We start from the raw sequence: 21,457 nt of genomic DNA on the forward strand, positions 1-21,457 counted from the left end.
TCCGCGCGATCAGGCCTCGGCCGCGGCCACCTCGCGGTAGCCGCGTCGGCCGCCGCGGATCAGCGCCGTGGCGGCGACCGCGCCGACGGCGGTGACCCCGGCGCCGACCCACAGCGCGTCGTGCAGGCCGGCGACGAACCCGCTGGGATCGACCGTCACGTCGCCGGTCGGGATCAGCGCGCCGAGCGCGGCCACACCGAGCGCGAGACCGGCTTGACGAGCGGTGTCGTGGATGCCGGAGGCCAGCCCGCTGCGATCGGCGGGGACCTGCAGCGACAGCGCGCCGATCGCGGGGTTGACGAGGCCCGCACCGGCGTTGGCCACGCACAGCCCGGGCAGGAGGGAGACCCAGCTCGACCCGGCGTCCACGCCGCTCATCAGCACCAGCCCGAGCGCGGCCAGGGCCAGGCCCGACCCGACGATCACGTGCGGGGCGACGCGCGCGGCCAGCGGCGCCGAGGCGGCCGCCACCACGAGGTTGATCAGCGTCGCGGGCACCAGGACGAGACCGGCTTGGATCGGGGACATCCCGAGCACCTGCTGGAGGTAGACCATCAGGTAGGCCAGCAGCGCGTACAGGCCGCCGGAGATGGCCAGCGCCGTGATCTGGGCGCCGGTGAAGCGACGCAGGCGGAACAGCCCGAGCGGCACCATCGGCTCGGCCACGCGGCGCTCGATGGCCACGAAGGCCACGCCAGCGATGACGCTGACGACCAGCGCGCCCAGCGTGAGCGGCTCGCCCCAACCTTCCTCCGCGGCGTTGAGCAGGCCGAAGACCAGGCCGACCAGGGCCAGCACCAGCGTGATCTGGCCCGGGACGTCGATGCGACGCGCGACCGCGTCGCGGGAGTCGCGCAGCCGCAGCGCGCCGATGGCCAGCGCCACGGCGCCGAGCGGCAGGTTGACGAGGAACACCGACGGCCAGCCGAAGCCGGTGGTCAGGGCGCCGCCGGTCAGCGGGCCGACGGCGAACGAGGCGCCGATCGTCGCGCCGTAGGCGGCCAGCGCGCCCGCCCGCGCCGGACCGACCGGGAAGGCGTCGGCGATCAGCGCCAGCGAGACGGCGAACATCGCCGCGGCGCCGAGCCCTTGCGCGGCCCGGGCGGCGATCAGCGCCTCGATCGTCGGTGCGGCGGCGCAGGCCAGCGAGCTGGCGGTGAACAGCAGCACCCCGGCGATGAAGACGGTCCGGCGGCCGATGCGGTCAGCCAGCGAGCCGAGGGTCAGCACGGCGCCGCCGAGCGCCAGCGTGTAGGCGTCGACCACCCACTTCAGGCCGGCCAGGTCGGTGTGCAGATCAGCCGCGAGATCGGGGAGCGCGGTGGTGACGACGGCGATGTCGAGCATCAGCATCGCGGTGGCGAGGCAGACGGCGGAAAGGGTCCAACGTTGCAGTGCGGTCATGAGGGTGAGCTCCGAGAGTCGGTTTGACGATGGGCCCACCATCCAGGCCACCGCCTACCGCTCACTTGCCGCCCCGTTACGGCGCCCGGCGCGAGTACGCTGCCGCCCATGCGATCTGGAGCGGTGCGCGCCGCACTCGGAGCACTGCTGCTCGGCGCTGTGCTGGTCACCTCGGCCACGGCCGCACCCGGCGGGTTGGCGCGTCCCGAGCCGAAGATCCTCAGCGCGTCCTGGGGCACGGACAACGCGGTCGGCTGCCCCACGGGCGAGCAGGGCCTGGACAACATCCCGGTGACCTTCAACTGGTTCATCAACCCGACCTCGATCAAGGTCACCGCGTTCCAGATCGTCCGCAGCGACGGCACCATCGCGACCCCGACGTGCGCCCTGCAGTTCCCGCCCGACGAGGCCGACGAACGACAGACGGTCAACCTGATCGGGGACTTCGGCGACGCGGTCAACGGCCCGACGCCGGTCACGGTGCGCATCGCCGGGCTCGAGGGGCACGCCCCCGGCGCGACGCGCTGGCGGCCGATCGCGTCGTTGCCCGACGCACAGGTCGAGCCGATCGCCGGCGGCCCCTACATCGTCGACGCGTGGACGCTGACCCCGGCGCTGTACGACGGTGATCGCAACGCGTGCACGGTCGGCCGGACGTTCGTGCGCGTGATGTGGTCCAACGGCCTGCGGGCCAACGGCACCGGCACCGAGGTCGGCCCGCCCGTCGTCGCGTCCTATCGCGCCATCTACCGGCTGCGCAACGGCCGGGTCCGGACCGTGGCGCCGCTCGACGTCGCCGACCTCAACGATCACTCGACCGCGTTCAACGCCGACAACATGCACGATCTGTGTCTCCCGCAGGTCCCGCGCGGCGCCCGGCTCACCGCCGTGCGCATCGGCGGCGCGCTGATCGAGGACCCCGACGGCGACCCGAACGCGGCGCAGACGTTCAGGGTGCGGCCGTGAGGTAGCCGGGTAAGGGGCCCTCGTGACCAGAGGGCTCTTCGCCGCGGCCGGGCTGGCCGCGGCACTCGGACTGGCCGGCTGCGGAGGGGACGGGGGCGGCGACACGCCGACCACGGCGCCGACGACGGCCGCCACGCTGCGCGTGGCCTGGTCGGCCAGCCCGGGCGCGCTGTGGAACGCGCCGCCGAACGACACGTCGCCCTGGGCCTGGACGACGGCGACCGCGCTGATCGTGCCGCAGACGAAGGCGCTGACCTCGTATGCGACGTCCGACGGCGCGAAGCAGTGGACGGTGCAGCTGCCCAGGACGGTGTGCGCCATCGCCGACGCGCCCAACGACGCAGGCATCGCCGCGGTGCTGCTCAGCGGCGGGACCGCCGTCAACGGCGAGGCGTGCGGGGTCGTGGCCGCCGTCGACGTCAACGCCGGCCGGCTGCTGTGGACGCGGTCGCTGCGCGGCGCCTCCACCTACGGGCTGACCAACGTCCAGGTCGGGCCCGAGGCGGTCGCGGTCACCAACGGCTGCGACCGGGCGGTCACCTACTCCGTCGATGACGGCGCCCCGCTGGCCGCCCTGCCCCAGCGCGAGGGCGACTCCTGCCTGCACTCCTTCGCCAGCGACGGGCGCGTCGTGGTGGACGGCGACCAGCGGTCCGACGCCGAAGCGATCGTGGGCTACGACGCGGTCTCCGGCCGCCGGTCGTGGTCGGTGCCGGTCAGCGCCGCGAACGACCGACGCGGCGCGCTGCCGACGGTCGAACGGGTGATCTCCGGTTCGCCGTTGGTCATCGACGCGTCGGTCAACGACCACCGCTTCCTGTTCCGGGTCGATCCGCAGGCTGGCACCCTGGCGCCGTTCGGCCGCGAGGCGGACGACTCGTTCGTCCCGGTGTTCACGCAGATGGTCGGCGACCGCGTCGTGGTGCAGTACGGGCGCGCGCCGATCCTGTTCAGCTACGACCCGCGGTCGGGCGCCGAGGTCAGCCACACGGTGCTGGCCGACACCGAGAGCGCGTTCGGCGTTCGCAACGGCATGGTGATCACGGCGGACGCGGGCGGGCCGACGCTCCAGAAGGCCGGCCTGACCGTGCGCAGCACCGATCCCGAGACGGGCGACCAGCAGGTGCTCGGGACCAGCTCGCTCGACGGCGTCGCGGCGACCTTCGGGCGCGGCACCGGGTTCGACGTCGCCCTGAGCGGCAGCACGATGGTCCTGCGCAGCGCCGACAAGCTGATCGCCTACCGGCTGCCCGCGCACGGACCGTCGGCGGCCGAGCTGTCCGGGCCGTCGCGAGTCGCCCCCGGGGAGCTGACCCCGGTCAAGGGGGTGAGCCTGTGCACCGGGATCACCGAGGCGACCAAACAGGCGCTGGGCTTCGCCGACCCCACGCTGGCCGCGCCCGCCAACTGCCAGTGGGTCGAACCGGTGCCCGGCGGCGGGCTGCGGCAGCTGCGGGTCTCCGCGGCGGCGCTGGAGCCGGAGGGTGGGCTGAGCGGCTCCGCCCGCGCGCGCCAGAGCATCGCCCGGCTGAGCCGCGCCGACACGGTGAACAACGTCGCCCCGCTGACGCCGCTCTCGGGCATCGGCGATCAGGCCGCATCCGGCACGAGCACGTCGCCGACCTTGCGGCTGGCCCGGGTCGTCGCCCGCACCGGCAACGTGGTGATCTTCGTCGACGCGACCGGGACCGAGACCGGCCCGCGGGCCGACGAGCTGCGCCTGCTCCAGCGCGGCGCGCGTCTGGCCGCGGCCGACGTCGTCGCCGAGGTGGATCGGCGACGATGAGCGGCATGCATCCCTTCCGGGCCGCCGTCGAGGCCCATGATCTCGAGGCGATCCCCGCGCTGCTGGCGCCCGACGCCGTCTTCATCAGCCCCGTGGCCTTCCGTCCCTACGAGGGGCGTGCGCTGGTGGCCGCGATCCTCGTCGGCGTCGGCCGGGTGCTCGAGGACCTGGTCTACGTGCGCGAGTACGCCACCGACGACGGCGACGGCCTGGCCTTGCTGTTCGATGCCCGCGTCGGCGACCTGGCCGTCCAGGGCTGCGACTTCCTGCGCTTCGACGACGAGGGCCGCATCATCGAGCTGATGGTGATGCTGCGCCCGCTGTCGGCCGCACAGGCGGTCGCCGAGCGGATGGGCGCGCAGTTCGCGGAGATCCAGGCGGACGCGCAGCGGCGGATGCTGTCGTAGCATCGCGGCCATGGAGCGAGTCACCGGGATCGGCGGGGTCTTCCAACGCGCCGGACAGACCCCCAACCTGCAGGACTGGTACGTCGAGCATCTCGGCATCGAGACCACCGACTGGGGCCCCAAGCCGTTCGAGTGGACGCCGGGCGGCTCGACGACGTGGTCGGTCTTCGAACGCGACAGCGACTACTTCGGCCGTCCCGACCAGGCGTTCATGGTCAACTTCCGGGTCGCCGACCTGGACGCGATGCTGGCCCAGCTGCGCGCGGCCGGCGTCGAGGTGATCGACGCGCTGGACGAGTCGGAGTACGGGCGCTTCGGCTGGGCGGTGGATCCCGAGGGCACCCGGTTCGAGCTGTGGGAGCCGCCGGCCGGCGGCTGACCGCGCGTCAGCGATCGGCGGACGCGCTGGGGTCGTGGAAGACCGCTTCGACGTTGTGGCCGTCGGGGTCCAGCACGAACGCGCCGTAGTACCCCGGGGAGTACGCGGCGCGCGGGCCGGGCGGGCCGTTGTCGCGACCACCCGCGGCGATCGCCGCCGCGTAGAAGCCGTCGACCTGTTCTCGGTTCTCGGCCGCGAACGCGACGTGCACGGTGCCCGGCTCGTAGACCACGGAGATGATGAAGTCGTCCAGCCCGGGCGGGCCGAACGCCAGGTCCTGGCGGTCCTCGCTCCACTCGTTGAGCTCCTCGAAGCCCAACGGCGCGAGCGCGGCCCGGTAGAAGTCCCGGCTGCGCACCAGATCGCGGACCCCGACGGTCAGATGATCGATCACCACACGGCGGACGACGGACATGGTCGGGATCGCTACCCGATGCGCGCCGCGCCCATGCCGCGTTCGCGCGCTACGGCGCGCGGCCGGGGCTCGGGGCTCACACGAGGCCCAGCCGCGCCGCCTCGGCGGCCGCGGCGGCGCGGGTGGGGAGGCGCAGCTTGGTGCGGATGTTGGCCACGTGGCGGTGCACCGTGTGCGGGCTGAGCACGAGGACGTCGGCGATCCGGCGGTCGCTCAGGCCGGCGGCCACCAAGCGCAGCACCTCGCGCTCGCGTGGGCTGAGGTCGTCCAGGAGCGCCGTGTCGTCCCCCGCCGCGGTCGGCGCGTCGCCCAGGAAGGCCAGCGCCGGCTCGAGCACCGTGGCCGAGCGCCCCATCCAGGGCGCGTGGTCGGACCCGTCGAGCGGGAGGAACCGTGCGCCCGGGATGCGCGCGGCCAGCGCCCGGCCGAGCGCGAACGGCACCGCGCGATCGTCGCGGCGATGCAGCACCAGCGTCGGCACGGACACGCGGTCCGCGGCGGCGCGCACGTCGAAGGCGTAGACGAGCTCGAGCAGCTCGGCGGCCATCTCGGCCGAGGCCGACACGCGCTGGAAGTCGACGATCTGCCGCCGCACCTCGGGCGTGGCGTCGGGCGCGAACATCTCGGCCAGCAGGCGCGAGCCCATGCCCCAATGGGTGCGCACGAGCCCTAGCATCGACTCGCGCGCGGGCGGCGGGACGATCTCCGTGCCGTCCGCGTACGAGCCGTACAGGATCAGGTGGCGGGCGCGGGCGGGCAGCGCGTCCGCGAAGGCCAGCGCGATGCAGCCGCCGCAGGACATGCCGAAGAGATCGGCCGCGGGCATGGCCAGCTCGTCGAGCACGGCGGTGAGCGTCTGCACCTCCAGCTCCACGGGCGAGACGCCGGCGGGGCGTGCGCGGTCCGACAGGCCGGTGCCCAGGCGGTCATAGCGCACGACGGTCCGGTCGCGGGCCAGGCGCTCGACGAACACCCGGAAGTCGTCCCACAGCCAGTCCTGCTCGACGTGGCTGGCCCACCAACTGGGAAACACCAGCGGCGGGCCCGACCCGCACGTGGCCAGGGCGACGCGGGCCGACCCGACCGCACAGAAGCGGATCTCCTGCTGCACGCTCCGATTCTACGGAGCGCGCCTCAGACCACGGCGCGTCCGATCGTCAACGGCCGCACCAGCCCGGGCATGCCGCGCCACGCGTCGCCGCCGGTCATCGTGCGGGGGAAGTGCTGGCCGATCATCGCCGCCAGCGGGCGGTTGCAGTGGCAGCCGCCGGCGAACGCGGCCCAGGGCCGGGCCAGCCGGTCCTGCCACCAGGCCCGGCCCGCACCGGCGGCCCGCACGTGCTCGATGAACACGAGCCGACCGCCGGGGCGCAGGACGCGGCGGATCTCGCCCAGCGCGGCCTGCGGATCGTCGACGGTGCAGAGCACCAGCGTCGAGACCACGACATCGAACGAGCCGTCGGCGAACGGGAGCGACTCGGCCGGCGCATCGACGACGTCGGCGTGGCGGCCCGCCGCGCGCACCCGCGCGGTCAGCCGCTCGCGCATCGGCGCCACCGGCTCGGTCAGCGTCAGCTGCGCGGTGGACGGATAGTGCGGGAGGTTCAGGCCGGTGCCGGCGCCGATCTCCAGCACACGGCCGTCGGCCGCGGACAGCAGGGCGGCGCGGTTGGCGCGCATGCCCCGGCGCTCGCCCAGCGCCAGAAAGGCGTCGTAGACGCCGGCGAAGAGGCGTTCCATCGGGGTGGAGGTATCCATGGCTGAAGGTCTATGCGGGCCGGCGCATCGGGCCATCGCCCGATCAGGCCATCCGAACAGGATGGCCGGAACGCCGTCGTGGTAGACCTGCGTCGATGAACGACAGCGACGCCCGGCTGCGAACGCTGCGCGAGGTGGCCGAGACGCTCGCGCCGCTGCGTCGGCGCGCCGGCTCGGACGAGGAGCGGCGCGCGGCCGTGTGGCTGGCCGAGCGGCTGGGCCGCGCCGGCGCGCGCGACGCCCGGGTCGAGGACGTCCCGTTCCGGGACGGGTACGCGCGCATGGCCCTGCCCCTCAACCTGTTCGCGCTGGCCGCCGGCGTGGTCGCGCTGCGCCGGGGCCGAAGCCTCGGCGCGGCGGCGCTCGCGGCGGCGGCCGGGCTGGCGATCGCCGATGACGCGTCCAACGGCCGCCGCTGGTGGCGGCGCCTGGTCACCCGGCCCAAGACCACGACGAACGTGCTGGCCGAGGTGGGCCGCGCCGACGCGCCGCACACGCTCGTCGTGCTCGCCCACCACGACGCGGCGGCGACCGGCGTGATCTTCGACCAGCGCCCGCAGCAGTGGCTGGCCCGCCGGTTCCCCGAGCGGGTCGAGGCGGCGGACACGAGCTTCCCGCTGTGGTGGCCGGTGATCGGCGCCCCGCTGGTCGTCGCGCTGGGGGCGGCGACCGGCGTGCGCGCGCTCACCCGCGCCGGGATCGGCGCCTTGCTCGGGACCACGGCGATCGCCGTCGACATCGCCCGCGAGCGGATCGTGCCCGGGGCCAACGACAACCTGTCGGCCTGCGCGGCGCTGGTGGGGATCGCCGAGCGGGCCGGCGCGGACCTGCCGGTCCGCGTGCTGCTGGCCAGTTGCGGTGCCGAGGAGGTCCTCCAGGGCGGCGTCTACGCCCTGCGTGATCGCCAACTGCGTGAGCTGGACCCGGCGCGGACATCGGTGCTCAACCTCGACACGATCGGCTCGCCCGAGCTGGTCATGCTCGAGGGCGAGGGCGTCGTGCTGATGGAGGACTACTGCGATCCGCGCTTCCGCGACCGGGTCGCCGCGGCGGCCGAGCGCTCGAGCGGCCCGCTGCGTCGTGGTCTGCGCGCGCGCTCGAGCACGGACTCCGTCGTGACCAGCCGGGCCGGCTTCCCGACCGCGACGCTCTGCTCGTGGGAGCCGTCGACGAAGTGCCTGACGAACTACCACCAGCTGACCGACACGCCCGACCGTCTCACCTACGAGACGATCGACCGCGCGATCACGCTGACGCTCGCGCTCGCCGAGGACCTGGCCGACCGGCAGACGGCCTGACGCCTGGTGGGCGCCGTCTTGGGGCTCCCCGACGGGCGATGCCCACCTCAGGACACCTGTGACGGCAGCACCGCCGGCGTCCCCCGGAAGCAGCCCATCGAGTACGGGTACTCCGCGTTCAGGTGGTAGTGGTACATGTTGACCCACTTCCCCTCCCACTTGATCTTGTGGGTGTGGCCGTGGCAGGCGTCGAGGTCGCTGTTCTTGACGGGCTTCCCGTCGACGCCGTTGATGCCGTAGATGCCGAAGCCGTCGATCGCGTAGCCGACCCGCGGCGAGTGCTTGTGCGCGGCGTTCTCGATGGCGAAGCAGGTCCATGACGCGCCGTGGTAGTGGTACTGCGTGGCGTAGGGATGCCCCCAGCAGCTGTCCATGGGCAGCCCGGCGGAGGGGTTGAGCAGGTTGAAGTCGGAGTCGGGTGCGATCTCGACGTGCCAGGGGGCGCCGGTGTCGGCCACGCCGAGCGTGAGCTTGGAGATGCACGTCGGGACCCGGTTGGGCTTGGGGTAGCGCGGGATCGTGACGTCGAGATCCCACGGCGCGATCGGGATCTCCGCGGCGTTGTCGTACCCCTCGGCCGGCAGCGCGGCGTAGTACGGGTAGGCGGCGGTCCCCTCCTTGACGGGGAACTCGCCGGTCAGGGTGGTGGGCAGACCGTTGCCCTGGAGGTGACGGGTCGTCCGGGTCGTGGTGATCTTGTACCGGCTGGTGGTCCAGTCGACCCGGCCCTCGACGTGCGGGATCTCCGAGGTGGTGATCGTGTCGCCGTGCACCCACGGCGTGCTGGCGTTCGTCAGACCGACGCCCGGGGGCGCCCAGCACAGGAACGTGCGGCCCTGGTCGGGCATGTTCAGCAGGCTTCCGGTCAGCGGCGTGCCCAGCGTCCGGGGTGGCTCGACGATGTGGGCTGAGGCCGATCCGGCCAGACCGACCCCGACGCACGCGGCGCCGGCCAGAAGCGCTGCGCAGACAACCGTCCGTGTGGCACGCATCCGACAACCTCCGAGTTGTGTTCGCGATCGGCCGCGTCGTGGCGCGAGCCGTGACAGAGCGATCCTGCCAGGGTCTTTACAGATTTGTCAATAGCGGCTCGGCCGCCGCGCACGTACCCCGCTCAGGTCGCCGCCGGATCCATCCACATGACCTGCCAACCGTGGCCGTCGAGGTCGAAGAAGCTGCGCGAGTACATGAAGCCGTGGTCCTCGGCGTCATCGACCTTGGTGCCGCCGGCCGCGAGCGCCGCCGCGCTGACCGCGTCGACCTCGTCGCGGGACGACACGCTGAAGCAGTACAGCGCCAGCGCGTGCGTGGTCGGATCGGCCATGGGGAGCTTGGAGAACTCGGCGAACTTCTCGCGGCCGAGCAACATCACGGAGGCGTCCTCGCCGATCAGCATGCAGGCGGCGGTCTCGTCGGTGAACGTCGGGTTGAACGTGAACCCGAGCTCCGTGAAGAAGGCCTTGCTGCGGGCCAGATCGGCCACGGGAAGGTTGACGAACAGCATCCGGCCGGGGTGCGTGGTGGTGGTCATGGTGGGTGGACTGTCCCGGCGGGCGAGAATCATCGGCGCCGTCGTACCGTGTGGCGCCGGATCGATGCGCTCCACCGACGTTGTGATCATCGGCGCAGGTGCCGCCGGGCTGATGTGTGCCATGACCGCCGCCGCGCGCGGCCGCCAGGTGCTGCTCATCGACCACTCCAACAAGGCCGGCAAGAAGATCCTCATGTCGGGCGGGGGCCGCTGCAACTTCACCAACATGTACGCGGAGCCGGACAACTTCTTCTCGCAGAACCCGCATTTCTGCAAGTCCGCGCTGGCCCGGTACTCCCCGTGGGACTTCATCGCGATGGTCGACCGGCACGGCGTGCCCTACCACGAGAAGAAGCTCGGCCAGCTGTTCTGCGACAACCGATCCAAGGACATCCTCGAGATGCTCCTGGGGGAGTGCCGGGAGGTCGGCGTCGACCTGCGCCTGGACACCACGGTGCACCGGATCGAGCGCACGCCCGATGGCTACGCGCTGGGCACCGACCTGGGGGACGTCGTCTCGCCGGTGGTGGTGATCGCCACCGGCGGCCTGTCGATCCCGACGCTGGGCGCCACCGGCTTCGGCTACGACGTGGCCCGCCAGTTCGGCCACACCGTGCTGCCCACCCGGGCCGGGCTGGTGCCGTTCACGATCACCGACCCACGCCTGAAGGAGCTGTGCACCGAGCTGTCCGGCACGTCGGTCGACAGCGTGGTCCGCTGCAACGGGCACAGCTTCCGCGAGAACATCCTGTTCACCCATCGCGGTCTGAGCGGACCGGCCATCCTCCAGATCTCCTCGTTCTGGCAGCCCGGCGACGGCGTCGAGATCAACCTGCTGCCCGACGTCGACGCGCACGACTGGCTGCAGCGGCAGCAGGCCGCCCGCCCCAACAGCGAGCTGAAGACCGTGCTGGGCGAGGTCTTCACGAAGAAGATGGCCGCGCTGCTGGCCGAGCGCTGGTTCGCCGCCAAGCCGATGAAGCAGCACACCGCCGCCGAGGTGCGCGACATCGCCGACACGCTCGGCGGTTGGCGGGTCGTGCCCGCCGGCACCGAGGGCTACCGCACCGCCGAGGTCACCCTGGGCGGCGTCGACACCAGCGAGGTGTCGTCCAAGACGATGGAGTCGCGCAAGAGCCCCGGGCTGTTCTTCATCGGCGAGGTCCTGGACGTCAACGGCCATCTGGGCGGGTTCAACTTCCAGTGGGCCTGGGCGTCGGGCCACGCAGCGGCGCAGTTCGTCTGAGACCAGCTGGCGCGATCGCCTGTCGCATCGATCGCGGACGGCCCGGATCCACCGGCCCGCGCCCCTCTGCTTCGTCGCGCACGGCAAAGCCGCCCCGGAGTAGGTTGTGCCGGTGAGCCCGTCCCGCCTGCTGGTGCTGGCGCTCGTCGCCGGCGGTCTGGCTGCCCTCGTCGTGCCGGCCACCGCGTCGGCGCGGCCGAAGACCCAGTACTACCTCTCGCTCGGCGATTCGCTCTCGGTCGGGGTCCAGCCCGGTCCGGCGAACGGCCCGGGCCACGAGGCGGCGATCGTCAACACGAGCCAGGGGTACACGCACCAGCTCTACCAGCTGGCCAAGCGCCGGTACCCGAACCTGAAGCTGGTCGTGGCGGGCTGCGGTGGGGCGACGACCGAGAGCTTCATCTCGGGCGGCAACGACACGACGACGAACGCGCCGTGCAGCCCGGTCCGCCGGTTGCCGTACGCGAGCACGTCACCCAAGACGTCCCAGCTCGCCTACGCCGAGCGCTTCCTGCGCCGGCACCGTGGTCACGTCGCCTTCGTGACGGTGGAGATCGGCAGCAACGACCTCGACGCCTGCGCCGACGCCAGCTCCATCGACCTGGCGTGCGTGGCGGTGGGCACCGCCAACATCGGAAACAACCTGCCGATCATCGGCAAGCGGCTGCGCGCGGCCGCCGGCCCACGCGTCCCGATCGTCGGCGCCACCCTCTACGACCCGTTCCTGCAGAATTGGCTCAGCGGCTCGTCCGGCCAGAGTCTGGCCGCCGCGTCGCAGTCGCTGGCTCAGCGGATCAACCAGGACACCGTGATTCCGGCCTACCAAGGCGTCAAGATCGACGTGGCCCGGATCGACCAGGCCTTCGGCACCAACACGCCGCTGGCCCAGGTCAACGCCGAGGGTGTCCCGATCGCCGTGGCCAACGTGTGCGCCTACACGTGGATGTGCGCCGCCCCGCCGGTCGGCCCGAACATCCACGCGAACGTCGCGGGCTACGCGCTCATGGCCCGGGCATTCAGGGCGGAGCTGGCGGACGCTTCCGCGACCACCTGATGCGGGGCTATGCCGCGGCGAACGACTGGGTGCGGATCACCGGCGCTCCGGCTGCGTCGGAGGCGTCGAGGTCGACGGTGGCGACGATCGCGAAGTCGTGGTGGCCGTCGGGGTCGTCGATGCTCTGGCGGACGGTCCAGCTGCGTGGGCGGCCACCGGCGTCGTCGCGCTCGATCGTCAGGAACTGCGGGCCGCGCGCCTGTGGTCCGCTGCCCATGCTCTCGTACTCGGCCCAGTAGTGGCCCAGCGCGGCCTCCCAGGTCGCCTCCGTCATCAACGGCCGTCCGGGCGGGTCGGTCAGCGCGGCCGCCTCGGCCTCCAGCCGGGCCAGCTCGTCGTAGCGATCGCGCGCCGCGAGCTGCACCTTCTGGAACATCGCGTTGCGGACCATCACGGTGAACGCGCGGGCATTTGCGGTCACGGGGCGCGGCGGCGCCAGGGGCTCGCCCGCCGCCGCGGCGGCCGCGGCATCGGCGACCGCCTCGGGATCGGTCAGCGCCTCCCACTCGTCCAGCAGGCTGGAGTCGGTCTGGCGGACGGTCTCGCCGAGCCAGTCGACGATCGCCTCCAGATCGTCGGACTTGAGCCGCTCGGGCACCGTCTGGCGCAGCGCCCGGTAGGCGTCGCTCAGGTAGCGCAGCACGAGGCCCTCGGAGCGGGCCAGGCCGTAGTGGGCGACGAACTCGGTGAAGGTGAGCCCCTGCTCGTACATGTCCCGCACGACCGACTTGGGCGAGAGGTCGGACTCGCGCACCCACGGGTGGGTCTCGCGATAGCGGTGGAACGCCTCTCGTAGCGGCCCCACCAGCGGCTGGGGGTAGGTCACCTCCTCCAGCAGCTCCATGCGCTCCTCGTACTCGATCCCCTCGGCCTTCATCTCGGCCACGGCGTCGCCTCGGGCCTTGTTGGCCTGGGCCTTGAGCACCGGGAACGGGTCGTCCAGGATCGCCTCGACGACCGAGACGACATCGAGCGTGGGGTCCTCGGACTCCGGGTCGATCAACTCCAGTGCCGCGACGGCGAACGAGGCCAGTGGCTGGTTGAGCGCGAAGTTGTCCTGCAGGTCGATGGCCAGCCGCAGCGTGCGTCCGTGGGCGTCGGGCTCGGGCAGCCACTCCAGCACACCGGCGGCGATGAGCTCGTCGCCGAGCGCCGTGGCCTGCTCGGTCAGCCGCGTGCGGCCGCGCTCGTCCTCGTGGTTGTCCTCCATCAGGGCGCGCATCGCCTCGACGGCGTCGCGCGGCTGGTTGACGACGTTGAGGATCATCGCGTGGTCGACGCGCATGCGCGAGACCAGCGCCTCGGGCTGCGCGTCGCGCAGCCGGGCGAAGGTCTCCTCGGTCCAGCTGACCTCACCCTCTGGCGGCTTGCGCACTTGGACCTTGCGACGCTTCTTGGGGTCGTCTCCGGCCTTGGCCAGCGCGCGTGTGCGCTCGATCACGTGCTCGGGCGCCTGCACGACGACGTACCCGGCCGTGTCGAAGCCGGCGCGGCCGGCGCGGCCGGCGATCTGGTGGAACTCGCGCGCCTTGAGCAGACGCTGACGCGTCCCGTCGAACTTCGCCAGGCCGGTGAAGAGCACCGTGCGGATCGGGACGTTGATGCCGACGCCCAGCGTGTCGGTCCCGCAGATGACCTTCAGCAGGCCCTGCTGGGCCAGTTGCTCGACCAGGCGGCGATAGCGCGGCAGCATGCCGGCGTGATGGACGCCGATGCCGCTGCGCACGAGCTTGGACAGGGGGCGACCGAACCCGGCGGTGAAGCGGAAGGCGCCGAGCTGCGTGGCGATCGCGTCGCGCTCTGCCCGCGTGCAGAGCGCGGCCGACAACAGCGATTGCGCGCGCTCCATCGCCGCGGCCTGCGTGAAGTGCACCACGTAGACCGGGGCCTGATCGGCCGCCACCAGTTCCTCGAGCCGTTCGTGCAATGGGTCGACGGACCAGGCGTAGGTGAGCGGCACGGGGCGCTCAGCGTCGTCGACGACGGCGGTGTCGCGCCTGGTGCGTCGCGTCAGGTCGGCCGCAATGGTGCTGATGTCGCCCAGCGTGGCCGACATCAGCAGGAACTGCGCCTGGGGCAGGCAGAGCAGGGGCACCTGCCACGCCCATCCGCGCTGGCCGTCGGCGTAGAAGTGGAACTCGTCCATGACGACCTGGCCGACATCGGCCCGCTCGCCCTCCCGCAACGCGATGTTGGCGAGCACCTCCGCGGTGCAGCAGACGATCGGCGCGTTCGCGTTGACCGAGGCGTCCCCAGTCAGCATGCCGACGTTCTCGGCCCCGAAGATCGCGCACAGCGCGAAGAACCGCTCCGACACCAGCGCCTTGATCGGGGCGGTGTAGAACGCGGTGCGGCCCTCGGCCAGCGCGCCGAAGTGCGCGGCCACGGCGACCATCGACTTCCCCGAGCCGGTCGGCGTCGACAGGATCACGTTGTTGTGGTCCAGCAGCTCGATCGCCGCCTCCTCCTGATGGGGGTAGAGGCTCAGGCCCTGTTGCGCCGTCCAGGCGGTGAACGCGTCGAACAGGGCGTCGGCGCTGAGCTGGCTGGGGAGCGCGTCGACCAGGGTCATGCGTACCAGAGGGACGGTAGGGGTTCGCGTGTGCCGTCGGCCCTCGCAGTTCACCGCGTGGCCGGCGTCCGCGCCGCTAGACGTCGGGGTACGTGACTGCCGGGCCGGGGTTAGCGGAACGGATCGATCACCGCGACACCAGCCGCTCGGAAGGCTTCGGTGTCGCGGGTCGCGACGGCGAAGCCTCGCACCCGGGCGATCGCGGCGATGAGCGCATCGAAGTCGCCGATAGCCTGGCCCGCCGCGCGTGCCTCGGCACGGAGGATGGCGTACGCCGCGGTTGCGTCCTCGTCGAAGCTCAGAGTCCGCGTGGCGAAAGCGGGCAGGACCTCGCGCTCGATGCTGTCGTGCAGGATCTGTCGACGTTTGCCGTCGGGGAGTACCGCGACCCCGTATCGCAGCTCGGCCAGGCTGATGGTCGTGAGGTAGAGGGTCTCAACCGCTTGCGCGTCCAGCCAGGCCACGACGCCCGCATGCGGCCGCTGTCGCAGCGGCTCTGACAGAACGTTCGTATCGAGGACGATCACGTGAGATCCAGCGGCTCTCGAGGCGTCTGGTTGCGCGAGATCGCCAGGTCGACGCCACCGGCCTCGCGCCCGATCGACGCCAGCAGCGAGCCGAGCTTCATCCGGCCGCTTCCCTGGACCGAGGCATCGAGGATCGCGCGCACTTCGGCCTCGGTGCTGCGGTTGTGCGCGGCGGCGCGGGCCTTCAGCGCGCGATGCGTCTCGTCGGAGAGGTTGCGAATCGTTATGGCGGCCACGCTGACCTCCCGGTTTGATAGCGAATGGCGGCGATGATATCAGTCGTCAGAATCTGAACGAGCCGCGGGGGCCGCGCACGATGCGTCGGCTCAAGTCGGTGCCCGCCGCGGCCGATGTCCCGTCTCATGCTCTTGACTCGTCTTGCCGGTGCCGCGGTCCTGCTCGGCGCCGTGGCCGCGCTGTCGGTGCCCGCCGCGGCCTCTGCCAACGACAGCCGCCCGGTGGCGCACGTGATCTGGCACAACAAGTCCTGTCAGGACGAGCAGCACGCCACGTTCACGATCAGCCACGACGACCAGCGGGTGGTCCTCAAGGTGCATCACGACTGGTACCGGTCCGGAAAGATCTACATCGACAACTCCTCGCACAGCACCGTGTGGAGCTTCGAGCAGCCCAAGCACTGGATCGTGGGCAACTTCCACGTCGAGACGTCCCAGCTGGACCGGGGGACCTACAGCGCCAGCATGTTCCACGGCGACAACATCGGCGCGCACGACGGCTACTGCCGCTCGACGCTCGAGGTCCTCAAGCCGGGCTACTGATCCGCCGTTCCGGAGGGCGCCAGGGCTCGTGCTCGTGCGCGAGCCAGACCAGCTCCGGATCGAGCGCGAGGAGCCGCCGCTGACCGTCGCTGTGTGGTTCGTCGAGCTCGCCGAACCACACGGCCACGTCGCCGCCGACGACGGTCGGACGCCCGCCCGTCTCGATCACCACCATCTGCATGCCGCGGGTGTGTCCGGGCGCCGGCACGAGGCGGAGCCCGGGGAGCAGCTCGAGCTCGCCGTCGACCGGCACGTACTCCACGCCGGGCGCATCGACCCACTCGCGGATCGTGTAGTCGACCTGGCTGCGCGCGTCGTCGAGCTCCTGGCGCTGCACGTAGAACGGCGTGCCGGCGAACAGGTGGTTGCCGCCGCAGTGGTCGAAGTGCAGGTGCGTGTTGACGACGATGTCGACGCTGGCCAGATCGAAGTCCTGCTCGCTGAGCGGGCGGATGCGCGGATCGAGATCGGCCACGGCCGGGTGCAGCACGGTGAGGCCGGTGTCGACCAGCACGCGCGCGTCGGGGTGGTCGATCACGTGCACGTAGACCGCCATGCGCTCGTTCTCGGCCAGCAGGTCGGCCACGAAGATCGGCGTGACCGTGATCGGGGCGGGGGAGCTCATCGCGCGCCGACCGCCGCGCTGAGCGTGGCCGGCAGGCCGAAGCGCTCGAACACCCGGCCGCCGAAGGTGACGATCTCGGTGACGACGCCGTCGCGCACCCGCAGGACGTCGATCGCCATCGGCGCGTAGGCGGCGTCGCCCGGCCGGCGCACGTAGTTGGCGACCGCGGGCTGACCGTTGGCGTGGGTCACGATGCAGCGCACGCTGCCGAACGTCTCCGCGGCGAAGCCGCCGTCGATCCAGCCCTGCACGACCGTGCCGCGGCCCGTCCACAAGCCAGGGGTCGGCGGCATCGAGAAGCGGACGTCCTCGTGCAGGAGCGCGGCCAGGCCCTGGGCGTCGACGCGCTCGCTGCACTCGACGTAGCGGGCCAGCAGGTCGCGTTCGGCGGCGCTGGGCTCGGCGGCGTACTGCCACGCCTCACGCTCCGCGGGCAGACGCTCGCGCAACCCGGCTCGCGCCCGTTGCAGCGCGGAGTTGACCGACGCCTCCGTCGTCTCCAGCAGCTGCGCGGTCTGCTTGGCCGAGCAGCCGAGGACGTCGCGCAGCACGAGCACCGCGCGCGGCAACGGCGCCAGGTGCTGGATCGCGGCGATGAACGCCAGCTCGATGGTCTCCTTGGCCAGCGCCACGTCCTCCGGTCCCTCACGCCGGTCGGGCAGCTGCTCGAGCAGCGTGTCGGGGTACGGCTGCAGCCACGCGATCTCGCCGCTGGCGCTCGGCTGCCGCGGGCGCTTGTCCAGGGCGTCCAGACAGGCGTTTGTGGCGATCCGGTACAGCCAGGCGCGCACCGAGGCCCGGCCCGCGTACGTGGTCCGCCGGCGCCAGGCGCGCAGGAACGCCTCCTGGACGAGGTCCTCGGCCTCCTCGAACGAGCCGAGCAGGCGATAGCAGTGCACGTGCAGCTCGCGGCGGTGCGGCTCGACGCGCGCGCCGAAGGCCTGCTCGTCGAGCGGCTGGAGATCGTCGGTGATGGAGCTCATGGTGTGTGTGACGGCCGGCGGCCGAAAAGCTCATCACCCGGCGTCCGATTTCTCCAAGCCAGGCCGGCGCGGGCGGCGTACCGTTGCATGATGCCCACCGATCAACGTCTGCACGAGCTGACCGCCCTGCGCAACGTCGGGCCCGCCGTCGCCCGCCGCCTGGTCGAGCTCGGCATCTCGACCCCCGAGCAGCTGCGCGGCCGCGACCCGCACGAGCTGTTCGCCCGCCTGTGCGACCAGGCCGGCCAGGCCGAGGACCCCTGCCTGCTGTACACGCTGCAGGCCGTCATCGTCGAGGTCGACGGCGGCCCGTCGCGCCCGTGGTGGGACTACGCGCCCGATCGCACCCGGCGGTAGCGGATGTGCGTGGCCAGCGGTGAATGCAACGCCTCGACGGGCTCGAACCCGAAGGACTCGGCGCCGTCGAAGATCCGCTCGCCGGACCCCAGCAGGACGGGGGCGATGTCCAGGGTGAGCTCGTCGATGACCCCGGCGGCCAGCGCCTGGCGCACGGTGGCGGCCCCGCCCGCGATGTCGATGCCACCGTCATCGGCTGTCTCCCGCGCCTGCGCGTAGGCGGCCTCGAAGCCGTCGGTGACGAAGTGGAAGGTCGTCCCGCCCTCCATCTCGATCGGCTCGTGGGGGTGATGGGTGAGCACGAACACCGGTGCGTGGTAGGGCGGCTCGGGACCCCACCAGCCGCGCCAGTCGTCCTCCCACGCGCCCCGGAGCGGCCCGAACATGTTGCGGCCCATCACGTACGCACCGCGCGGGCGCATGAGCCACCCGTTCGCCGTCGCGTCGGCCGCGTTGGCGCGCTCGTCGCCGATGTGCCAGCCGTGGAGCTCGATCCCGCGCCGGCCGAGCGGGTGCTCGCGACTCTGGTCGGGTCCGGCGACGAACCCGTCGAGCGAGATCGACATGTGGCAGGTGGTGTCGGACATCGGCGGCAAGCTACTCATCGGTGGTACCGGCATGCGGCTCCTCAGATCGGGTGGTCACCCGGTGGTCGGAGCCGCGGTCCGGTTCTCGACACGAGGCGTCGAGCACCGGACCGGAGCGGATCGTCTAGCCGGTGAACGACGGCGTCTGGACCGGCACCGCCCGGCGGGCCGGACGCGGGATCAGCAGCAGGACGCGCTTGCGGGTCCGCACCACGGGACCGCCGTCGAGGTGGTTGTTGATGGTCAGCGTCGCGTGGACGCGGAACACGTGGCGGGCCTGCAGGCGGCGCACCATCGCCGTCGACAGGCGGACCTTCACGAGCTTGGAGTCGCCGGCGACGATCTCGACGCCGGCGAATCGGGCCAGCGTGGTCTGCGCGACCGCGGCGCTGCGGGCCTGGGCGCCACCGAGGGCGCGCGCGTCGAGCGTCAGAAGGCCGTCGGCGTTGCAGCCGTTGGCCGTCTTCGGGCACTTGAGCGTCAGGTTGGCGACGGACTTGGTGGCGCTGTCGCCGCCGCTGGTCGTGACCTTGATCTCCGGCGTGGCGTCGTCGCCCGGCGCGCTCAGCTGCACGCCGTAGACCTTCGGGCTGTACGTCGTCGGCGCCGGCGTGACGGCGGTCGGCGTGGGGGAAGTGGGGGAGGTCGGGGTCGGCGTGCTGACCGGGGTGGTGGCGGTCGGACTGGCCGGCGGCTGCGGCGTGGTGGCCGCGGGCGTGCCGCCGCCGCCGCTGGCGCCCGCGGTGGCCGTCGCGGTCACGGCCGCGGTGTAGGTGTGCGACCACAGGCCGAGCGCCGCGTGCACCTGCACCGTGCCCGACAGGGCGCCGGCGCTGCCGGCGGTCACCGACGTCTGGATCGCGCACGAGGCCCCGGCGGCCAGGGACCCGCCGACCGGGCACGTGGTGCTGCCGACGGCGAAACGGCTGCCGTCGGCGCCACCGAAGTCGATCGAGGCGATCGGCAGCTTCGCGCGGCCGGTGTTGGTGACGGTCACCGAGACGGGGGAGGTGGTGCCGGCGGCGACCGTCCCCAGGTCGGTCGAGGCGGGCGTCACCGAGGCGTTGAGGTCGGCGAAGCGCTGGACGCGGGAGACGCCGCCCAGGACGGCGCTCTCGCTCACGTAGATGGAGCCGTCCGGGCCGACGGCCACGCCGGTCGGGTCGCTCAGCTCCCCGGCGGCCGAGCCGGCCGCGGCGATGTCGTAGACGTAGCTCAGGGATGCGTCGAACAGCTGGACGCGCTGCCAGCCGATCTCGGCGGTGTACATCGAGCCGTCAGGCCCGGTGGTGATGCCCGTGGCGCTGAGCACGCCGCCGGCCGCGCCGCCGCCCGCCGTCGCCCACTGGCTCAGGTAGGCGCCCGAGGCCTGGTCGAAGGTGGCCACGTCGTTGCTGGTGCCGTTGTCGATCACGTGCACCTTGGTGCCGTCGGGCGAGATCGCCACGCCGTAGGGGTTGCGCAGCCGGCCGGCGCCGCTGGTGCGGGTGTACTGGCGGATGAACGTGCCGGTGCTCGTGTAGGCCACGGCACGGTACGGGCTGCCGCCGACGTCGGTGACGTAGACGGTGCCGTCGGCGGCGACCGTGATCCCGGTGACGCTCACGTTGCTGCCGGTCACGTCCCAGCTGCGCACGTAGGCGCCGCTCTGGGTGAAGACGACCACCTTGCTCGAGCTCGCCGCGGTCATCGGGTTGTAGACCGTCGACGTCGTGTAGACGTTGCCGTCCGGGCCGATGGCGATGCCGCGCGCGGTGACCCAGGAGGCCCCGAGCTCGACCGGCGCGCCCCAGCTGCGCACGTAGGTGCCGTCGGCGGTGAAGACCTGGATCCGCCCGCCGTTGCGGTCGGCGACGAAGACGGTGCCGTCCGACGCGGTGGCCACGCCCCACGGATCGGTGAAGGCGCCCCCGCCGCCGGCGCTGCCGTCCCAGCCGCCGATGTACTGGACGTTCGGCCCGACCAGGGGCGGGTCGGCCTGGGCGGCCGGGGCGATGGCGATCGCGGCGGACAGGCCGAGTGCGGCGACGAGACACGAACGGCGGATGCTGATGCTGGGCATGGCGAGGGGCTCCTGGGACAACGGGGATCTCGCCGGGCTATCGGCCGCCGTCGCCCACACTGGATAGGGGTGGACGATCCACCGGGGCAGGATCGGCGATGAGTCCCATCGTGCGCGGAGGTCCTATCCGCCATGAGCGATCGAAAAGTGGTTCTCAAGATGGTCGTGTCCCTCGACGGATTCGCCACCAGCCCCGACGGCACGCACGAGTGGATCTTCGAGTACTTCGGCGACGACTCGGCCGAGTGGAACCTGCGCGCGCTCGACGAGGCCGGCGTCCACGCGATGGGTCGCCGCAGCTACGAGGTGATGGGCCCGCACTGGACCGCGTCCGAGGGGCCGATCGCCACGGCGATGAACGAGAAGCCGAAGGCCGTCTTCTCGAACACGCTGGAGAGCCCGGACTGGGGACCGGTCGAGGTCTTCGCCGACCCGACCGAAGGGATCGTCGACCTCAAGGGTCGCGACGACGAGGGGACGGTCCTCGTGCACGGCGGTCCCGGCTTCGCCACGTCGCTGACCCGTCTGGGCCTCGTCGACGAGTACCAGCTGATGACGGTGCCGATCGCGATCGGCGCCGGCCGCAGCCCGTTCGCCGACCTGGGCGAGCACCTGAGGCTGAAGGTCGTCGACGAGGAGCGCTTCGCGTCCGGCGCGCTCGCGCAGATCCTGGTGCCGGCGCGATAGCCGTCCCTCCACGTCGCCCTGGGCGAGGGCATGG

General features: G+C 72.3%; 23 protein-coding genes. 10 read left to right on the plus strand and 13 right to left on the minus strand.

What is annotated here, in order from left to right:
* Positions 1-9 precede the first annotated feature (9 nt).
* Positions 10-1,404: an MFS transporter gene (locus tag ACZ5UI_RS06925; RefSeq protein WP_464195597.1), complete on the minus strand. Its 1,395-nt coding sequence runs from the start codon at positions 1,402-1,404 to the stop codon at positions 10-12.
* Positions 1,405-1,512: 108 nt separating this feature from the next.
* On the opposite strand from ACZ5UI_RS06925, the gene ACZ5UI_RS06930 reads away from it, so the two are divergent.
* Genes ACZ5UI_RS06930 through ACZ5UI_RS06945 form a run of 4 tightly spaced genes read left to right on the plus strand, consistent with a single transcriptional unit; the run spans position 1,513 to position 4,942 of the window.
* Complete coding sequence (locus ACZ5UI_RS06930) at positions 1,513-2,370, plus strand: hypothetical protein (protein WP_464195599.1); 858 nt, start codon at positions 1,513-1,515, stop codon at positions 2,368-2,370.
* A gap of 22 nt (positions 2,371-2,392) precedes the next feature.
* Positions 2,393-4,156 (plus strand): outer membrane protein assembly factor BamB family protein, encoded by a 1,764-nt coding sequence (locus tag ACZ5UI_RS06935; protein WP_464195601.1) that lies wholly within the window; start codon positions 2,393-2,395, stop codon positions 4,154-4,156.
* 5 nt (positions 4,157-4,161) lie between these two features.
* Positions 4,162-4,563, plus strand: a complete 402-nt coding sequence (locus ACZ5UI_RS06940; protein ID WP_464195603.1) for a nuclear transport factor 2 family protein — start codon at positions 4,162-4,164, stop codon at positions 4,561-4,563.
* A 10-nt stretch (positions 4,564-4,573) separates the two neighbouring features.
* Positions 4,574-4,942, plus strand: a complete 369-nt coding sequence (locus ACZ5UI_RS06945) for a VOC family protein (protein ID WP_464195605.1) — start codon at positions 4,574-4,576, stop codon at positions 4,940-4,942.
* A gap of 7 nt (positions 4,943-4,949) precedes the next feature.
* Here the strand turns inward: ACZ5UI_RS06945 and ACZ5UI_RS06950 are convergent, their stop codons facing one another.
* The 3 genes from ACZ5UI_RS06950 to ACZ5UI_RS06960 form a co-directional block, all read right to left on the minus strand.
* Entirely contained in the window at positions 4,950-5,357 is a 408-nt protein-coding gene (locus ACZ5UI_RS06950) for a VOC family protein (protein ID WP_464195607.1), read from the minus strand.
* Between the two features lie 76 nt (positions 5,358-5,433).
* Positions 5,434-6,468 (minus strand): alpha/beta fold hydrolase, encoded by a 1,035-nt coding sequence (locus ACZ5UI_RS06955; RefSeq protein WP_464195609.1) that lies wholly within the window; start codon positions 6,466-6,468, stop codon positions 5,434-5,436.
* A 23-nt stretch (positions 6,469-6,491) separates the two neighbouring features.
* Entirely contained in the window at positions 6,492-7,097 is a 606-nt protein-coding gene (locus ACZ5UI_RS06960; protein WP_464195611.1) for a class I SAM-dependent methyltransferase, read from the minus strand.
* 113 nt (positions 7,098-7,210) lie between these two features.
* Here ACZ5UI_RS06960 and ACZ5UI_RS06965 point away from each other — a divergent pair, with 113 nt between their 5' ends.
* Complete coding sequence (locus tag ACZ5UI_RS06965) at positions 7,211-8,413, plus strand: M28 family peptidase (protein WP_464195613.1); 1,203 nt, start codon at positions 7,211-7,213, stop codon at positions 8,411-8,413.
* A 47-nt stretch (positions 8,414-8,460) separates the two neighbouring features.
* Here ACZ5UI_RS06965 and ACZ5UI_RS06970 read toward each other — a convergent pair whose 3' ends face one another.
* Entirely contained in the window at positions 8,461-9,405 is a 945-nt protein-coding gene (locus ACZ5UI_RS06970) for a YHYH protein (protein ID WP_464195614.1), read from the minus strand.
* A 122-nt stretch (positions 9,406-9,527) separates the two neighbouring features.
* Complete coding sequence (locus tag ACZ5UI_RS06975) at positions 9,528-9,944, minus strand: VOC family protein (RefSeq protein ID WP_464195616.1); 417 nt, start codon at positions 9,942-9,944, stop codon at positions 9,528-9,530.
* 64 nt (positions 9,945-10,008) lie between these two features.
* On the opposite strand from ACZ5UI_RS06975, the gene ACZ5UI_RS06980 reads away from it, so the two are divergent.
* On the plus strand, positions 10,009-11,190 hold the full coding sequence (locus ACZ5UI_RS06980) for a BaiN/RdsA family NAD(P)/FAD-dependent oxidoreductase (protein WP_464195618.1): 1,182 nt from the start codon (positions 10,009-10,011) through the stop codon (positions 11,188-11,190).
* Positions 11,191-11,302: 112 nt separating this feature from the next.
* Positions 11,303-12,244, plus strand: coding sequence for an SGNH/GDSL hydrolase family protein (locus tag ACZ5UI_RS06985; protein ID WP_464195620.1), 942 nt, complete (start codon positions 11,303-11,305; stop codon positions 12,242-12,244).
* 7 nt (positions 12,245-12,251) lie between these two features.
* On the opposite strand, the gene ACZ5UI_RS06990 is transcribed toward ACZ5UI_RS06985, so the two are convergent.
* From ACZ5UI_RS06990 to ACZ5UI_RS07000, 3 genes are all read right to left on the minus strand, one after another.
* The gene (locus tag ACZ5UI_RS06990) at positions 12,252-14,816 is read right to left on the minus strand and encodes a DEAD/DEAH box helicase (RefSeq protein WP_464195622.1); all 2,565 of its coding nucleotides are present in this window, start codon (positions 14,814-14,816) and stop codon (positions 12,252-12,254) included.
* A 110-nt stretch (positions 14,817-14,926) separates the two neighbouring features.
* Complete coding sequence (locus ACZ5UI_RS06995; protein ID WP_464195624.1) at positions 14,927-15,343, minus strand: PIN domain-containing protein; 417 nt, start codon at positions 15,341-15,343, stop codon at positions 14,927-14,929.
* A complete protein-coding gene (locus tag ACZ5UI_RS07000) occupies positions 15,340-15,579 on the minus strand; it encodes a FitA-like ribbon-helix-helix domain-containing protein (protein WP_464195626.1) in 240 nt (79 codons plus the stop codon). The genes ACZ5UI_RS06995 and ACZ5UI_RS07000 overlap by 4 nt, the downstream gene beginning before the upstream one ends.
* A gap of 126 nt (positions 15,580-15,705) precedes the next feature.
* Between ACZ5UI_RS07000 and ACZ5UI_RS07005 the strand changes: the two genes are divergently transcribed.
* The gene (locus ACZ5UI_RS07005) at positions 15,706-16,122 is read left to right on the plus strand and encodes a hypothetical protein (protein WP_464195628.1); all 417 of its coding nucleotides are present in this window, start codon (positions 15,706-15,708) and stop codon (positions 16,120-16,122) included.
* Here the strand turns inward: ACZ5UI_RS07005 and ACZ5UI_RS07010 are convergent.
* Both ACZ5UI_RS07010 and ACZ5UI_RS07015 read right to left on the minus strand, forming a co-directional pair.
* Positions 16,106-16,747 (minus strand): MBL fold metallo-hydrolase, encoded by a 642-nt coding sequence (locus ACZ5UI_RS07010; protein ID WP_464195630.1) that lies wholly within the window; start codon positions 16,745-16,747, stop codon positions 16,106-16,108. The genes ACZ5UI_RS07005 and ACZ5UI_RS07010 overlap by 17 nt on opposite strands.
* Positions 16,744-17,730: an RNA polymerase subunit sigma-70 gene (locus ACZ5UI_RS07015; RefSeq protein WP_464195632.1), complete on the minus strand. Its 987-nt coding sequence runs from the start codon at positions 17,728-17,730 to the stop codon at positions 16,744-16,746. Before ACZ5UI_RS07015 ends, ACZ5UI_RS07010 begins: the two co-directional genes overlap by 4 nt.
* 90 nt (positions 17,731-17,820) lie before the next feature.
* Between ACZ5UI_RS07015 and ACZ5UI_RS07020 the strand changes: the two genes are divergently transcribed.
* Entirely contained in the window at positions 17,821-18,087 is a 267-nt protein-coding gene (locus tag ACZ5UI_RS07020; protein ID WP_464195634.1) for a helix-hairpin-helix domain-containing protein, read from the plus strand.
* Here ACZ5UI_RS07020 and ACZ5UI_RS07025 read toward each other — a convergent pair.
* Both ACZ5UI_RS07025 and ACZ5UI_RS07030 read right to left on the minus strand, forming a co-directional pair.
* Positions 18,060-18,674 (minus strand): dihydrofolate reductase family protein, encoded by a 615-nt coding sequence (locus ACZ5UI_RS07025; protein ID WP_464195636.1) that lies wholly within the window; start codon positions 18,672-18,674, stop codon positions 18,060-18,062. The genes ACZ5UI_RS07020 and ACZ5UI_RS07025 overlap by 28 nt on opposite strands.
* Before the next feature lie 124 nt (positions 18,675-18,798).
* A complete protein-coding gene (locus tag ACZ5UI_RS07030; RefSeq protein WP_464195638.1) occupies positions 18,799-20,736 on the minus strand; it encodes a choice-of-anchor D domain-containing protein in 1,938 nt (645 codons plus the stop codon).
* 132 nt (positions 20,737-20,868) lie between these two features.
* Here ACZ5UI_RS07030 and ACZ5UI_RS07035 point away from each other — a divergent pair, with 132 nt between their 5' ends.
* Positions 20,869-21,423: a dihydrofolate reductase family protein gene (locus ACZ5UI_RS07035; RefSeq protein ID WP_464195640.1), complete on the plus strand. Its 555-nt coding sequence runs from the start codon at positions 20,869-20,871 to the stop codon at positions 21,421-21,423.
* Positions 21,424-21,457 lie beyond the last annotated feature (34 nt).

Source organism: Conexibacter sp. JCM 18997 (assembly GCF_055391915.1).